Raw genomic sequence first — 13,742 nt, 5'->3', positions numbered from 1 at the left:
GCCTTCCGGATCAGTACGACAACAGGAGGTCGGTCAGCACACGCTGACCGAAGACGAGGGCCTCGAGCGGGACGCGCTCGTCGACCCCGTGGAACATGCCCGTGAAGTCGAGATCGGCCGGCAGCTTCAGGGGTGCGAACCCGTAGCCGCGGATGCCGAGCGCTGCCAGCGCCTTGTTGTCCGTGCCGCCGCTCATCAAGTACGGCAGGACGGGAACGCCGGGGTCGTGTCGTCCGAGCGCCGCGACCATGGCATCCACCAGCTCGCCCTCGAACGGCACCTCGAGTCCGATATCGCGATGGACGACCTCGATCTCGATGTCGGGCCCCACGATCTCCTGGATCGCCCGAAGCGCGCCATCCTCGCCGTCGGGCAGCGTCCGCACGTCGATGAGGGCTTCCGCCCGGTCCGGGATGACGTTGTGCTTGTAGCCCGCCGTCAATGCCGTCGGGTTGGCCGTCGTGCGAATGGTCGAGCGCAGGAAGCGCGAAGCCGGCCCGGCGGCGGCCGCCACGGCATCCGGATCGTTCGAGGCGATTCCCGTGATTTCAGCGATCCGGTTGGTGAGCCGCTCGGTCGTTGCCGTCAGCTCGACCGGCCACGCGGTGCGGCCGAGCGCAGCGACGGCCTCCGCGAGTCGCGTGACGGCGTTGTCTTCGTGGAAGGCGCTGCCGTGGGCGGCGCGGCCCCGCGCGACGAGGCGGATCCAGACGAGAGCCTTCTCGCCGACCTGGAGGAGGTACGCGCGACGGCCAGCGAGGTCGATCGAGTACCCGCCCACCTCGCTGATTGCTTCGGTTGCACCCGCGAACCACTCCGGCCGGTCGCGAACGACGAGCGCCGACCCTTCGCCGCCGCCGTTCTCCTCGTCGGCGAAGAAGGTCACGGCAAGGTCTCGCGCGGGCTGACGACCGCTGCGCAGGATGTCGGCGACCGACGTCAGGATCATGGCATCCATGTCCTTCATGTCGACTGCACCGCGGCCCCACAGCATCCCGTCGCGGATCTCTCCCGCAAAAGGATCGACCGACCAGTCTTCGGCGACCGCGGGAACGACATCGAGGTGGCCGTGCACCACCAGCGCGGGCTTGTCGCGGTTCGCGCCGGGGATGCGCACACCGACGTTCGTACGCCTCTCGATGGGCTCGTAGATCTCGGGAGTCAGCCCCAGCTGACGAAGGTACTCGGCGACGTATTCCGCCGCCTCTCGCTCGCCCCGGGCTTGTCCCCCACCCCAGTTCGTCGTGTCGAAGCGGATGAGGTCCCGAGCGACGGTGACGACTTCGGGGAGCTCTGACTCGGTATGCGACACGGCCACCAACCTATCGCGCTCAGACGTCGCAATTGTTTCAGAGTGGGACCCCGGGTGATTATCGGCGGCGCCGTGGACGTGATAATGTCGATCTTCGGTTGCAAGGCCGAAACCACTCTGCGCGGGTGGCGGAATAGGTAGACGCGCTAGCTTGAGGTGCTAGTGCCCGTATAGGGCGTGGGGGTTCAAGTCCCCCCTCGCGCACAGACGAAATCGGGTCCCGAAAGGGGCCCTTTTTCGTTTGTCTGGGAGGGGTTGCCGCGAACACCCTCGGGGTGGGCCCACGCCGCCAGAGGCTCCGCGCGCTGCGAAGCGGCGCGTGGAGAGGCGGTGGGGACAAGTCCCCCCTCGCGCACAAACGAAATCGGGTCCCGAAAGGGGCCCTTTTTCGTTTGTCTCGGTGGGTCACACCCGAGTCTCGTGACGGCGCGTTCGGCGTGCCCAGGTGAGAAGCGCGACGCCGACGACCATCACGCCACCCGCGACCAGCGTCATGCCGGCCACATCGGCACCCGAGGAAGCCAGGAGCGAGCCATCCGCGACGCCCGCCTCGTCAGCAGGATCAACGGCAGGCGCAGCAGGCACCGCGATGACGACCGTATAACCGACGGAGTCATCCGGGCTCGCCCCGTTTGCCGCGGTCGCCGTGAAGCCGTACGTCCCCTCACTCGTCGGAGTTCCCGACAGCACGCCGGTAGACGAATCCAGCGAGAGACCCGGGGCACTGCACCCGCGCTCAGCGCGTATGTCACGGTGGGGGTCCCCGTGGATTCGATCGTGTGCGAATAGGCGACACCCACGGTTCCCTCAGGCGGTGCACCCGAGGTGATCGTCGGGCTCGTGGTGACGGTTCCGCCGGAGGAGGCGCACCCGACCGGTCGCGTGATCGTGTTGGTATCCAGTGTGACAGCGCCGGTGCGCGCGAGAAGGCGTCCCTCGACGACAGCACCGGTCACCGCGGTGATCGACTGATCGGCCATGATCGTGCCGACGAGCTGGGAACCTGCGCCGAGCGTCGCCGAACTGCCGACCTGCCAGAACACGTTGCAGATACTCGCGCCGCCGGTCAGGGTGACGAGGGCGGAACTGCCAGCGGTGAACGTGCTGGCTGCTTGGAACACCCACACTGACGACGCGGAACCTGCCAGCGTGAGTTCGCCGCTCAGCGACAGCGCCCCGCCCGAATACACACCGGGAACGAGGGACAGGCCCGTCAGATCGCTCAGTCCGCTCGTGGCTGGCGTGAGGCTCGCCGCCGTGTTGTAGGCGGTCGTCAGATCCAGCTTGGCTTGGGCGGCAACCGGATCGGCCAGGTGCTGTGTTCCGGTCAGCGTGAGGAAGGCATCGCCCGTCAGAGAGCTACCTGGACTCAGGCCGACGTCGCCGACAACGGTTGTCGTCGGGTTGGAGGCCACCGTGATGGTCGATCCAGCCAGGACGGCGAAGGGCTCCGCCGAGCCCAACCCGATCGGGCCATCGATGGTCGTGACAGCCTGGGCGGATGCGGGCATGACGGCGCTTCCGGCGACGAGCACTGCCGCGAAGAGGACGCCAGCGGAAAGACGAGACTTTCGGACCATGATTTCTGATCCCTTCCGGTAAGGAGGGAGACGTCGAAATCCGAGGGTCGCGAGCATCTTTGCCTAACTCAAGGACTAGCACCGTTCGGGCCTGGTTTACCGAATGGCGCAAGACCGATGCACGATCGAGACCCCGCAGCCCTCCTCCGGCTGACCCGGAGGCATCCGTGAGGAGCCCAAGTGCACTGCTAGCTCGTCAGCGTCTCCGCGTGCACCTGATCGGGTGCGAGCCCCACCTCGTCGGGCCCGCTGCTCGGCAGCGCACACGCGTCGCCCTCGCACGCACCACCGGATGACCCGAGAATGTTCAGGACGGCGGCACCGTCTCCGGCCAGCCCGCTCATGCGTTCGCCCGCTCGGAGACGACCTGCTGCAGGACCTGCGCGAAGGTTGCGCTCTCCTGCGCCCCCGACACACCGTACTTGCCGTCGAAGACGTAGAAGGGCACACCCTGGATGCCGTACGCGGCAGCCTGCGCGACATCCGCCTTCACCGCCGCGGTGTATTCCCCAGCCTCCAGCGCACGGATGACATCATCGCGGTCGAACCCGACGGTCGCGGCGAGGTCCCCGAGATCGGCGATACGTCCGACATGACCGCCGTCAACGAAGTACGCCTTCAGCAAGGCCTCCTTCATCTCCTGCTGCCGGCCCCGCTCCTTGGCGTAGTGCAGGAGCTCGTGCGCCTTGATCGTGTTCGTCTGGTGGATGTGGTCGTAGTCGTAGTCGAGACCTTCGGCCGCAGCCAGTGTCGTTACTCGCTCGACCATCTGAGCAGCCTGGTCCGGGGAAACACCCTTGCGCTCCGAAAGGTACTGCACCGGGGTCCCGTCGTAGTCGACGGGAGTATCGGGTGCGAGCTCGAACGAGTGATACTCGATCTCCACGGGAACGCCCGACGCCGCCACGCCGTTCTCGAAGCGTCGCTTTCCGATGTAGCACCACGGGCATTGCACATCGGACCAGACATCGACTTTGATCGGGGCAGCAGGAGACTCGCTCATGTCACAGCGCAACCGCGGTGTCGCGGGCACTATTCCCGGCCGCTCGCGCATCGGGGTCACGAGGGCATCCGGGACTCAGCCGACGGTCACCCCGAACAGCAGGCCCAGCACGTAGGTCACTGCTGCCGCGCCGAACCCGATGGCAAGCTGCCGCAGCGCACGCTTCAACGGCGGGCCGCCCGAGAGAAGACCCACCGTGGCTCCCGTCGCCAGCAGCGCGACACCCACAAGCGCGAGAGCCGTGACGACGGCCGCGACCCCCGACAGCCCGAAGATCCACGGCAGCACGGGAATGATCGCGCCCGAGGCGAAGAACAGGAAACTCGACAGGGCGGCTCCCCACGCGCTTCCGACGACATCGTCGTCCGGTTCCATCGGAACCCCGCCGCGAACGAGCGCGCCGGGCCCGGCAGCCTGTGCGTCACCGATGATCGCTCGCGCCGCAGCGTGGGCCTCGTCTTCCGGCATCCCGCGGGCACGAAACACCAGGGCCAGTTCGTTCGCATCGAGATCGAGGAACGAGAGCACGTCGTCCGCGTAGTCGTTCGGTTGCGTCGCTGCCAGCAGCTCGCGTTGCGATCGCACCGACACGAACTCGCCAGCCCCCATCGACAGTGCGCCCGCCAGAAGGCCCGCAATCCCGCTGAACAGCACGAACTGGGGAGCGACACCCGTCGCCCCGATTCCCATGACCAGCGCAAGGTTGGAGACCAGCCCGTCGTTCGCGCCGAAGACAGCAGCCCGGAAGGTTCCCGACAGCCGGCGTCGTCCCCGAGCGGCGAGACCACGGACGACCTCGTGGTGGATCTTCTCGTCGGCGGCCATCTGCGGGGTCGCGAACGGCTCGCTCTCATACGGGGAACGCGCCTCAGCGTTCTGAGCGAGTGCGAGCACGAAGATCGATCCGAAGTGGCGCGCCATCCACGCAAGCATCCGCGTCGACAGGCGCGGCTGCGGCAGGCCGTCCGGCTCGCCGCCGAGCAATTGCAACCAGTGCGACTCGTGCCGGCGCTCGGCGTCGGCGAGGGCTTCGAGGATCGCGCGTTCCTCCCCGTCTCTGCGGGCGGCCAGCTCGCGGTAGACGCGGGCCTCGGCGCGCTCGTCCATCAGGTACTGAGCCCACCTCCGCCGCTCCTTGGCCGTGGGTTCGGCGTTCATCGGGCTCCTCCTGTGGTCTGTCCCAGGCTAGGAGAGCGTGCCCGGGCGGCTGCGCCGAAACCGAGGATTCGCAGCATTTTGGAGCACCGAATCCCCGCTCACGAGCGAACGCGGGCGCGAAGAACGTCGATGCGCGCCTGGAGCTGCGCGACGGTCGCGTGAGAAACCGCGGGTCCGCCGCAGATGCGGCGAAGCTCCGCGTGCACATGCCCGTGCTGCTCCCCCGACTGGCGCGCGTACAGACCGACGAGGCTATTCAAGAGCTGCCGCTGTTCCTTGAGGGTGCGGTGCAGCGCCGGTGGCGGCGAGGACTGGTCGCCAGCCGACGGTCCGTCCTCGCGCTCCCTCGCCTCTCGGGCCTGGCGATGTCGACTCTGTCGCGCCTGCCGCTGCATCAGAAGATCATGGACGTGCTCGGGTTCGAGCAGCCCGGGCAGCCCCAGAAACTCCTCCTCCTCCAGCGTCCCGGGAGTGGCCAGTTGACCGAACTCCTTGCCGTCGAAGAGCACGCGGTCAAAGTGCGCGATGGCCCCGAGCGCGGCGAATTCGAACTCGTCGGTCAGGGCATCGGAGGCGGCATCCTGACGCTCCGCCGCTGCCAGCATCTCGTCCTCGGCCGACCACTCGCCGTCATCGTCCGACGGACGGTCCAGCGCGTGGTCGCGCTGCCGTTCGAGTTCGCCAGCCAGAGCGAGCAGGGGGGGACGTGCGGCAGGAAGATACTGGCCGTCTCGCCGCGGCGCCGTGCCCGAACGAAGCGGCCAATCGCCTGGGCGAAGAACAGCGGCGTCGACGCCGACGTCGCATACACCCCGACCGACAGCCGCGGCACGTCCACGCCCTCTGACACCATGCGAACCGCGACCATCCACCGGCTCGTATCGGCCGCGAAGGACTCGATACGCGCGGATGCCTCCGCTTCGTCCGACAACACGACAGTCGGCGCCTCGCCGGTGACCGATTGCAGGATCTGGGCGTACGCCCGCGCGGCCGTCTGATCGGTTGCGATCACGAGGCCGCCGGCGTCCGGAACATGCTCGCGCACTTCTGTCAGCCGACGATCGGCCGAACGCAGCACCGCCGGGATCCATTCGCCCCCGGGATCGAGCGCCGTCCGCCAGGCCTGTGCCGTGATGTCTTTGGTGTTGTCCTGGCCGAGCTGGGCTTCCATCTCGTCGCCGGTGCGCGTGCGCCACCGCATGTGGCCGGCGTACACGAGGAAAAGAACGGGGCGCACGACGCCGTCTTCGAGGGCACGCCGGTATCCGTAGTCGTAGTCGGTACGGGAAACGCGAATTCCGTCGGCGGTCGGGTGATATTCCACGAAAGGAATAGGCGCAGTGTCGCTGCGGAAGGGCGTTCCCGACAGGAGCAGCCGTCGCGTTGCCCGGCGGAACGCTTCTCGAAGCGCATCTCCCCAGCTGAGCGCATCCCCGCCGTGATGCACCTCGTCGAGGATGACGAGGGTCCGCGCGGATTCGGTGACCTGCTGGTGCACGGATGCCTTGGTCGCGACCTGCGCATAGGTCACGGCGACCCCGTGGTAGTGGCGTGCGGGGCGGGTATGGCGGTTGGTGAAGTGCGGGTCCAGCCGCAGCGAGACCCGGGCGGCGGCATCCGCCCACTGCGTCTTGAGGTGTTCTGTGGGCGCGACGACCACGACCCGGTCGATAACCCCGCGCCGCAGCAGCTCGGTCGCCAGGCGCAGCGCGAACGTCGTCTTGCCGGCACCGGGAGTGGCAGCCGCGAGGAAGTCCCGTGGCCCGCTGCCGGGGCCGTCGGGGCCGTCCATCGCGAAGTACTGGTCGAGCGCTTCGGCCTGCCAGGCACGCAGGCGCCCCGCCGTCCCCCAGGGCGCACGCTGCGGATACGACGGTGAGAGGTGTTCAGCGGCGAAGCTACCGCGCGGATGATCGGATGCCGGGATCGGCGCTGTCTCGTGCACGATCCCCCTCCCACAGCAACGGTCACACGTCGGACCGCCCGACTACGATAGACGACCAGGAGGACAGAGCATGGCTGCCACCGACGAACACCGCACTCCGTTCATTGAGAACAGCGAACCGCACCCCTGGAGGCGATTCGTCGCTCTGGGTGACTCGTTCACGGAAGGCATCGGAGACCCGGATCCTGCACGCCCGGGCTCGCACCTGGGCTGGGCTGATCGTGTCGCCGACGTGCTGGGATCCCAGACGGAGGACTTCGCCTACGCGAACCTCGCGGTGCGCGGCAAGCTCATCGCGCAGATCGTGGCCGAACAGGTCGAGCCTGCCCTCGAGCTCTCTCCCGACCTCATCACGTTCTGCGCCGGCGGCAATGACGTCATCCGGCCCGGCACCGATCCCGACGAGATCTCTCAACTGTTCGAGGATGCTGTCGTGCGCCTCAGTAGCACCGGCGCGACGGTTGTGGTCTTCACGGGCATTGACACGAGCTTCACGCCGGTCTTCCGGGCGTTTCGCGGCAAGGTCGCGATCTACAACGAGAACCTCCGCGCGATCGCCGATCGGTATGACTGCATCGTCGCCGATCAGTGGTCGCTCAAGGAAATCCAGGATCCGCGCTTCTTCGATGACGACAGGCTGCACCTGAACGCGCTCGGTCACCACGAGGTCGCCCGGATGGTCTTGCGCGCGCTCAATGTGCCCAACGATCTCGTGCCGATGCAACCCGACCCCTTCCCCAACCGCACCTGGCGCGAAGCACGCGCGGGTGATCTCGTCTGGGCTCGCACCCACCTCGTGCCGTGGGTACTGCGGCGTCTGCGGCACCAGTCGTCGGGCGACAACCTGACCGCCAAGCGTCCGCAGCCGCTCCCGGTTGTTACGACCCCACTGATCTCCCCGTCGACAGAGGATGACTGAGGGCCCACAGCGCGACGGCACTCGCCGCGGCGACGTTGAGTGAGTCGACCCCTCCCGCCATGGGGATGGTGACCACCGTGTCTGCCGCGGCAAGGGCGCGAGGCGATAGTCCATCCCCCTCCGCGCCGAGGAGCAGAGCGACGCGCGGTGGGGGGTCGAACTCATCGAGGGTGACCGCGTCCTCACGCAGTGCGAGAGCAGCGATATGGAAGTCTTCGTTGTGCAGGATGCTGCGCGTCTGGTCCCAGTCAGGCAAGCGTGTCCACGGCACCTGGAATACGGTTCCCATGCTCACCCTTACGCTTCGCCGATAGAGCGGGTCTGCGCACCGCGGCGAGACGAGCACCGCGTCGGCCCCGAGGCCCGCACACGCGCGGAAGATCGCACCCACGTTGGTGTGGTCGACGATGTCTTCGAGAACGACGACCAGTCGAGCGTCGCGCAACACGTCCTGAACCGGTGGCATGGCAGGTCGGTGCATCGCCGCCATCGCGCCCCGGTGCACGCTATAGCCGGTGAGGAGTTCCGCGATCTCGGGGTCGACGACGTAGACGGGGACATCCGGGTGCTCCGTGAGCAGGGGTCCGAGGTCGTCGAGCCACTTCGACTGCGTCAGGACCGAGCGTGGCCGATGCCCGGCGCGCAGTGCGCGAGCGATCACCTTCGAGGACTCGGCGATGTAGAGGCCACCGGCGGGCTCGACGACGCGACGCAGCGCAACATCCGTGAGATCCCGGTAATCCGCCAGCCGCGGGTCCGCGGCATCCCGGATGTCGACGCGATGCATCCTTTGATCCTCTCACCCGCGGGGTTGGAACCCAGCCGCACGAAACATGCCCGAAAAGCTGTGTGCCTAGACTCAAGGGAGGCGAGGTAGAGGAGGCGCGGATGTCGCTCATCGACGGCGTCAGCACTGCTGTTCCCGAAGCCCTCGCTCACGCCCTCCGCGTCCTCGACGGTCGGAGGATGACAATCCTCACGGGCGCCGGGGTGTCCACCGACTCGGGGATCCCTGATTATCGCGGCAAGGGTGCGCCGGTGCGCAGGCCGATGACTGTCGAACAGTTCCTCGGTAGCGATACGGCCCGCCGGCGCTACTGGGTGGGCTCCCACCTCGGGTGGCGCAGCTTCGCCTCGGCAGACCCCAACGCCGGGCACCGGGCCATTGCCGCGCTCGAGCAGCACGGCCTGGCTAGCGGGGTCATCACGCAGAACGTCGATGGTCTCCACGTTCGTGCGGGCAGCCGCCGCGTCGTCGAGCTGCACGGCACGATGCGGCGTGTTTTCTGCACCCGCTGCGGTCAGGTCTTCGACCGCCGTGACCTCGCATCGCGGGTGGAGAGCGATAACCCGTGGCTCGTCACGACACACGAACTGCCCCTCGGGCCTGACGGGGACGTGACGCCTGAGACCACCGAAGGCTTCATCGTCCCGGATTGCTCGGTGTGCGCGGGAACCCTCAAGCCCGATGTCGTCTTCTTCGGCGAGTACATCCCCGCAGAGAAGTTCCGCGAAGCCGAACAGCTCGTCCTCGGCAGCGAAGCCCTCGTGATCGCGGGGTCGTCCCTCGTCGTCAACTCCGGCATCCGTCTGCTTGAACGGGCTCGTCGTCGACGCATCCCGATCGTGATCATCAACCGAGGACAGACGCGCGCCGATGCTCGCGCGACCGTGAAGATCGACGGCGGCACTTCTGAGGCTCTCACGGCACTGCTGGAGGGACTTGTGGCTCCGACCGGGCAGCGGGAATTGGCAAGTAGTCTCGAGAGGTGACCTACCTCACGCTGATCCGTCACGGAGAGACCGACTGGAATCGCGCCCGCCTCATCCAGGGCAGCACCGACATCCCGCTCAACGACACGGGGCGTGAGCAGGCCCGCCAGACCGCTGATCGCCTGCGACCTGCGCTTGCGGATCCAACCACGGCGTACATCGTCAGCAGCGACCTTTCTCGCGCCCGCGAGACCGCGCAGATTCTCGCCTCCCAGTGGGCGGCCGCGGCGCCGACCGCGTATCCCGCGCTGCGTGAGCGCGCCTACGGCGATGCCGAGGGGCTGACAGTCGATGACTTCGCCACACGGTGGGGCGACTGGTACACGTCCGAGGTTCCGGGTGCGGAGTCTCGCGAACAGCTGCAGCGTCGGGCGTTCGCCGCGTTGGATGCCGTCGTGGCCGAAGCGCTGGCGGAGCGGCCTGATCTCACGCGCGTGTTCGTCGTCACGCACGGCGCACTCATCCGCTCCGTCATCCATCACGTCAGCGATGGACGCCTGCCCGCTCGCGAGGAGCGGCTTGCCAACGGATCCGACTACACGTTCCGCTACGCGCCCGAAGGACTCACTCTGGTCGAGTACGCGGGCGCAGTGATTTCGCTCTGAGCTGGGCACACCGGCCTCCCTGCTCGGGCGTGCTACGCAGCTCGCTCAGTTTTGTGATGACATCGTGAGCAACATGAGCAATTCACTGGTGGGCGACATGCTAACCTTCCGCGATATGACCGCTCTTGACCACGTCGACCTCGAGCTGTTGGCCGCCCTTGCCACCGACCCGCGAGCCACTGTCGTGGCTCTGTCGGATCGCCTCGGGCTTTCGCGAAACACCGTGCAGGCCCGGATGTCACGACTCGACAAGGCTGGCGTGTTCCTGTCGTACGAGCGAGCGCTCTCGCCGACCGCTCTGGGGTTTCCCATCGAGGCGTTTCTCAACGTCACGGTCCGGCAGGCGGAACTGCCGCGCATCACCTCGGAGCTTGAGCAGATCCCCGAGATCGTCCAGGTGCACGGGCTGAGCGGCTCCGTGGACCTGCTCGCGCGCGTCGCCTGCCGCGACACCCAGCACCTGTTCGACACCGATGCCCGCATCCTCGCGATCGAGGGAGTCGAACGCACCGAGACCTCACTTGCGATGGGCGAGGTGATCGGCTATCGGGTCGGGCCGCTCATGGAGCTGGCACGAGAGGAACGCTAGCCGCCTCCTCTTTCGCCGCCACGCCGGGGTCGGAGCGGACGAGGATCACGCCTGCCAAGATCATCGCTCCCCCGACGGCCTGCATGGCGGTGGGGACCTCAGCGATCACGAGCCACGCGATGAGCAGGGCAAACAGCACCTCCGTGAGCCCGACGAAGGACGCCACGCGGGACCCCAGCATCGATCCGGCGCGCACACCGAACGCGTACCCTCCGGCTGTTGCCACGACGATCACCCAGACGATGGGGATGTACCAGGGCATGCTCACTCCCGCCAGCACGATGTCGACCGCCGGCGCCGTGAACGCCAAGAGTCCGGTACCGACCAGGACACCCATGAGAAGCGCGCCGGTGATGAGGCCGCCCGAGGCTAGGGCGAGCGGGGGGATGTCATCGCCGGTCTTCTCCGCGATCAGGAAGTACGCGGCAGTGCAGGCGGCTGCCCCCAGCGCCAAGAGCGTACCGATCAGGTCGAAGCTCGCACCCGCGATATCGACGACGAGAACCAGGCCGGCGATCGCAAGCACGGACCCGGCGAGGACGCGGCGCGATGGTGCCCGCCGTGTGCGCACCCACGCGAGCCCGACGAGCAGAACCGGCGCCAGATACTGGATGAGCAGCGCCATCGCCACGGGCATCCGCTGGAGTGCTGCGAAGTAGAAGATTTGGCACCCGGCCACCCCCGTGAGCCCGAAGGCCACGATCAGCAGGCCGTGCTTGCGCAGGAAGCCGGGCCGGCGACGGATCGTGACGATCAGCACCGGCGCGAGGATGAGGGCGGCTCCTCCCATCCGCAGGAGCAGCGTCGCGCCGAGGCTCCAGCCTGCCTCCATCAGGGGCTTCATGAAGCTTCCCGACGAGGCGAAGCTCAGAGCGGACAGCAGCCCGATCGCGAGTCCCACCAGGGACGACGATCGACGCGCGGGGGCGGTGAGAACGGGGACCGGTGCGGTCGGAGCAGACATGGGCGGCCTGTCAGGAGTGAAAGGGGTTGACACTCGTGACACACTGGTCACGAACGAAACAGTAGCCCTCGGAATGTCAGGAGTCAACATGGTCTTTATCCATGACACCGAGATGGCCCTGCGCGCGGCCGTCGACCTCGTGAATACGCTGCCGCTCGGCGGTGACGACGACACGCTCACGACCCCCGCGGAGTACGAGGCTTTCCTTTCCCGGTACCCGTACAGCGGCACGGTGTCGCGGACGCGGCAGGAGCGCGAGGCCGTGCGTGGCATCCGTAGCCGCCTTCGCACGCTCTGGGATGCCGACCGGGAAAGCGCGGTTCCGATCGTCAATGCGATGCTGCGCGACGGCGAGGCACTCCCCCAGCTCGTCATCCATGACGACTACGACTGGCACGTGCACGCATCGGATGACGACGCGCCGCTGGCTACCCGGATCCTCGTGGAGACCGCGATGGCCTTCGTCGAGGTCATTCGCATGGATGAGTACGATCGAGTGCTCGTGTGCGAGGCGGATGACTGCGACGGCGTCCTCGTCGACTTCTCACGCAACCGATCGAAGCGCTACTGCGACACCGGAAACTGCGGCAACCGCATGAACGTCATCGCGTACCGGGCTCGGCGGGCGCGAGAAAGTCGCTGATCGCCGCCGCAGCAGGCTCCGGTGTCTCGTAGTGGATGAGGTGCCCCACGTCGGGGATCTCCACGAGCGTCGCGTCAGCGAACAGGCGTGCGAGCACTCTCTCCGCCTCGATCGGCGTGATGTCATCGCGCTCAGCCGCGATCAGGAGGGTCGGCTGCGTGATCTCCGGCGCGAACTCCCGAACGTCGTGCGAGACCGAGGCCAGGAACGCATCGTGCAGCACGTCCCGGTCGGCGAAGCGTGAGAAATAGGTGTCGTGCTGATCGTGGATGAACCGCCGCAGGTCAGGGTCCTTCGTCTTGGCCATCGACACGCTCATGATCCGCACCACGGCGCTATTTCGCAGCAGCGCCGTGCCCGCTCGGCTCGGCATCCGGGCTCCTGCCCAGTAGTAGAACACCGCGAACCGGGTGAGGATGCCGCGAGGGCCCTCCAGCGCCGGGGCTCCGATCGGGTTGACCAGGATGACGCGGGGCGTCTCGAGGCCCGCGGCCACCGCTGCGGCGACGACGATCGAGCCGAAGGAGTGCCCCAGGATGACGGCGCCAGGCGCGACCTGTGCGGCGAACTCCGACAGCCACTGGGCGTACAGCGACAGGTCGTGGCGGCGGCCCGCGATCGGCGCGGTTTCGCCGAAGCCGGGGAGGTCTGGGGAGATGACGCGCATCCCCGGGAGATGAGCCACGACGGGCTCCAACCCGTGGTGCTCGCCCCGAAAGCCATGCACGGCGACGACGGTGATCGGCGCGTCAGCAGGGCCGTAATCCCAGTAGGCCGTGGTCCCGCCGAGGACCGAGACCTCGCGACGGCTCACCGGGATCTCGTCCAGGAGCGCGGCGTACGGATGCGGGGCGGGCACTCGACGAGTCTAGTAACCGCGCCACTCCCCCTTCGCCGAAGACACAAACGACGAAGACCTCGCTCGAAAGCGAGGTCTTCGTCGTGGGCGAATCGGGCTTACTTGCTCGAGCCGCCGAAGTTCTTGAAGCGCTGGTTGAACTTCTCGACACGACCAGCCGAGTCGAGGATGCGCTGCTTGCCCGTGTAGAACGGGTGCGACGCGGACGAGATCTCGACGTCGATGACGGGGTACTCAACACCGTCAAGCTCGATCGTCTTATCGCTCGTCACCGTCGAACGGGTCAGGAAGGTGTCGCCCGAGCCGAGGTCGCGGAACACGACAGCCTGGTAGTCGGGGTGAATGTCAGTCTTCATGGGGTTCCTTGCCGAGATGGGGAAAGAAAGTCTGTG

At 67.3% G+C, this 13,742-nt stretch carries 14 protein-coding genes, 1 tRNA gene and 2 pseudogenes; 6 read left to right on the top strand and 11 right to left on the bottom strand.

Features of this window, described 5'->3' with window-relative positions; all coding sequences use genetic code 11:
• Positions 1-10 precede the first annotated feature (10 nt).
• Positions 11-1,318, bottom strand: coding sequence for a M20/M25/M40 family metallo-hydrolase (locus tag IT882_RS07305; protein WP_195693783.1), 1,308 nt, complete (start codon positions 1,316-1,318; stop codon positions 11-13).
• A 113-nt stretch (positions 1,319-1,431) separates the two neighbouring features.
• On the opposite strand from IT882_RS07305, the gene IT882_RS07300 reads away from it, so the two are divergent.
• Positions 1,432-1,516, top strand: a tRNA-Leu gene (locus IT882_RS07300).
• Between the two features lie 201 nt (positions 1,517-1,717).
• Here the strand turns inward: IT882_RS07300 and IT882_RS17340 are convergent.
• From IT882_RS17340 to IT882_RS07275, 6 genes and pseudogenes are all read right to left on the bottom strand, one after another.
• On the bottom strand, positions 1,718-2,002 hold the full coding sequence (locus tag IT882_RS17340; protein WP_418887778.1) for a hypothetical protein: 285 nt from the start codon (positions 2,000-2,002) through the stop codon (positions 1,718-1,720).
• 203 nt (positions 2,003-2,205) lie between these two features.
• Positions 2,206-2,823 (bottom strand): annotated as a pseudogene (locus IT882_RS17335) (ice-binding family protein); the annotation flags it as partial.
• A 257-nt stretch (positions 2,824-3,080) separates the two neighbouring features.
• The gene (locus tag IT882_RS07290) at positions 3,081-3,236 is read right to left on the bottom strand and encodes a hypothetical protein (RefSeq protein WP_195693781.1); all 156 of its coding nucleotides are present in this window, start codon (positions 3,234-3,236) and stop codon (positions 3,081-3,083) included.
• The gene (locus IT882_RS07285) at positions 3,233-3,895 is read right to left on the bottom strand and encodes a DsbA family oxidoreductase (protein ID WP_195693780.1); all 663 of its coding nucleotides are present in this window, start codon (positions 3,893-3,895) and stop codon (positions 3,233-3,235) included. Before IT882_RS07285 ends, IT882_RS07290 begins: the two co-directional genes overlap by 4 nt.
• 75 nt (positions 3,896-3,970) lie before the next feature.
• Positions 3,971-5,053, bottom strand: a complete 1,083-nt coding sequence (locus tag IT882_RS07280; RefSeq protein WP_195693779.1) for a VIT1/CCC1 transporter family protein — start codon at positions 5,051-5,053, stop codon at positions 3,971-3,973.
• A gap of 98 nt (positions 5,054-5,151) precedes the next feature.
• Positions 5,152-6,980: pseudogene (locus IT882_RS07275) on the bottom strand (DEAD/DEAH box helicase).
• Positions 6,981-7,068: 88 nt separating this feature from the next.
• Here IT882_RS07275 and IT882_RS07270 point away from each other — a divergent pair.
• On the top strand, positions 7,069-7,917 hold the full coding sequence (locus tag IT882_RS07270; protein ID WP_195693778.1) for an SGNH/GDSL hydrolase family protein: 849 nt from the start codon (positions 7,069-7,071) through the stop codon (positions 7,915-7,917).
• Here IT882_RS07270 and IT882_RS07265 read toward each other — a convergent pair.
• Positions 7,877-8,704 (bottom strand): TrmH family RNA methyltransferase, encoded by an 828-nt coding sequence (locus IT882_RS07265; protein WP_195693777.1) that lies wholly within the window; start codon positions 8,702-8,704, stop codon positions 7,877-7,879. The genes IT882_RS07270 and IT882_RS07265 overlap by 41 nt on opposite strands.
• A gap of 101 nt (positions 8,705-8,805) precedes the next feature.
• On the opposite strand from IT882_RS07265, the gene IT882_RS07260 reads away from it, so the two are divergent.
• The 3 genes from IT882_RS07260 to IT882_RS07250 all read left to right on the top strand — a co-directional run bounded on the left by IT882_RS07260 (position 8,806) and on the right by IT882_RS07250 (position 10,884).
• Complete coding sequence (locus tag IT882_RS07260) at positions 8,806-9,690, top strand: Sir2 family NAD-dependent protein deacetylase (protein WP_195693776.1); 885 nt, start codon at positions 8,806-8,808, stop codon at positions 9,688-9,690.
• Positions 9,687-10,295, top strand: coding sequence for a histidine phosphatase family protein (locus tag IT882_RS07255; RefSeq protein ID WP_195693775.1), 609 nt, complete (start codon positions 9,687-9,689; stop codon positions 10,293-10,295). Before IT882_RS07260 ends, IT882_RS07255 begins: the two co-directional genes overlap by 4 nt.
• A gap of 115 nt (positions 10,296-10,410) precedes the next feature.
• Positions 10,411-10,884, top strand: coding sequence for an Lrp/AsnC family transcriptional regulator (locus IT882_RS07250; protein WP_195694185.1), 474 nt, complete (start codon positions 10,411-10,413; stop codon positions 10,882-10,884).
• Here the strand turns inward: IT882_RS07250 and IT882_RS07245 are convergent.
• Positions 10,856-11,848, bottom strand: coding sequence for an EamA family transporter (locus IT882_RS07245; RefSeq protein WP_195693774.1), 993 nt, complete (start codon positions 11,846-11,848; stop codon positions 10,856-10,858). The two genes, IT882_RS07250 and IT882_RS07245, sit on opposite strands and share 29 nt — an antisense overlap.
• An 88-nt stretch (positions 11,849-11,936) precedes the next feature.
• On the opposite strand from IT882_RS07245, the gene IT882_RS07240 reads away from it, so the two are divergent.
• Entirely contained in the window at positions 11,937-12,491 is a 555-nt protein-coding gene (locus tag IT882_RS07240) for a CGNR zinc finger domain-containing protein (protein WP_195693773.1), read from the top strand.
• Here the strand turns inward: IT882_RS07240 and IT882_RS07235 are convergent.
• A complete protein-coding gene (locus IT882_RS07235) occupies positions 12,451-13,350 on the bottom strand; it encodes an alpha/beta fold hydrolase (RefSeq protein ID WP_195693772.1) in 900 nt (299 codons plus the stop codon). The genes IT882_RS07240 and IT882_RS07235 overlap by 41 nt on opposite strands.
• Positions 13,351-13,448: 98 nt before the next feature.
• Entirely contained in the window at positions 13,449-13,706 is a 258-nt protein-coding gene (locus IT882_RS07230; protein WP_195693771.1) for a type B 50S ribosomal protein L31, read from the bottom strand.
• Between the last annotated feature and the right edge of the window lie 36 nt (positions 13,707-13,742).

This window comes from Microbacterium schleiferi, from assembly GCF_015565955.1.
Taxonomy (GTDB): Bacteria; Actinomycetota; Actinomycetes; order Actinomycetales; family Microbacteriaceae; genus Microbacterium; species Microbacterium schleiferi_A.
Note: the sequence above shows the minus strand (reverse complement) of the source record. Positions and strands in the feature narration are given on the sequence as shown.

What these genes read in the sequence shown, in the direction of transcription:
- IT882_RS07250 (WP_195694185.1), top strand. Translation starts at nt 10,411, where the DNA reads ATGACCGCTCTTGACCACGTCGACCTCGAGCTGTTGGCCGCCCTTGCC.
- IT882_RS07240 (WP_195693773.1), top strand. Translation starts at nt 11,937, where the DNA reads ATGGTCTTTATCCATGACACCGAGATGGCCCTGCGCGCGGCCGTCGAC.
- IT882_RS07265 (WP_195693777.1), bottom strand. Translation starts at nt 8,704, where the DNA reads ATGCATCGCGTCGACATCCGGGATGCCGCGGACCCGCGGCTGGCGGAT.
- IT882_RS07270 (WP_195693778.1), top strand. Translation starts at nt 7,069, where the DNA reads ATGGCTGCCACCGACGAACACCGCACTCCGTTCATTGAGAACAGCGAA.
- IT882_RS07260 (WP_195693776.1), top strand. Translation starts at nt 8,806, where the DNA reads ATGTCGCTCATCGACGGCGTCAGCACTGCTGTTCCCGAAGCCCTCGCT.
- IT882_RS07230 (WP_195693771.1), bottom strand. Translation starts at nt 13,706, where the DNA reads ATGAAGACTGACATTCACCCCGACTACCAGGCTGTCGTGTTCCGCGAC.
- IT882_RS07290 (WP_195693781.1), bottom strand. Translation starts at nt 3,236, where the DNA reads ATGAGCGGGCTGGCCGGAGACGGTGCCGCCGTCCTGAACATTCTCGGG.
- IT882_RS07245 (WP_195693774.1), bottom strand. Translation starts at nt 11,848, where the DNA reads ATGTCTGCTCCGACCGCACCGGTCCCCGTTCTCACCGCCCCCGCGCGT.
- IT882_RS07285 (WP_195693780.1), bottom strand. Translation starts at nt 3,895, where the DNA reads ATGAGCGAGTCTCCTGCTGCCCCGATCAAAGTCGATGTCTGGTCCGAT.
- IT882_RS07280 (WP_195693779.1), bottom strand. Translation starts at nt 5,053, where the DNA reads ATGAACGCCGAACCCACGGCCAAGGAGCGGCGGAGGTGGGCTCAGTAC.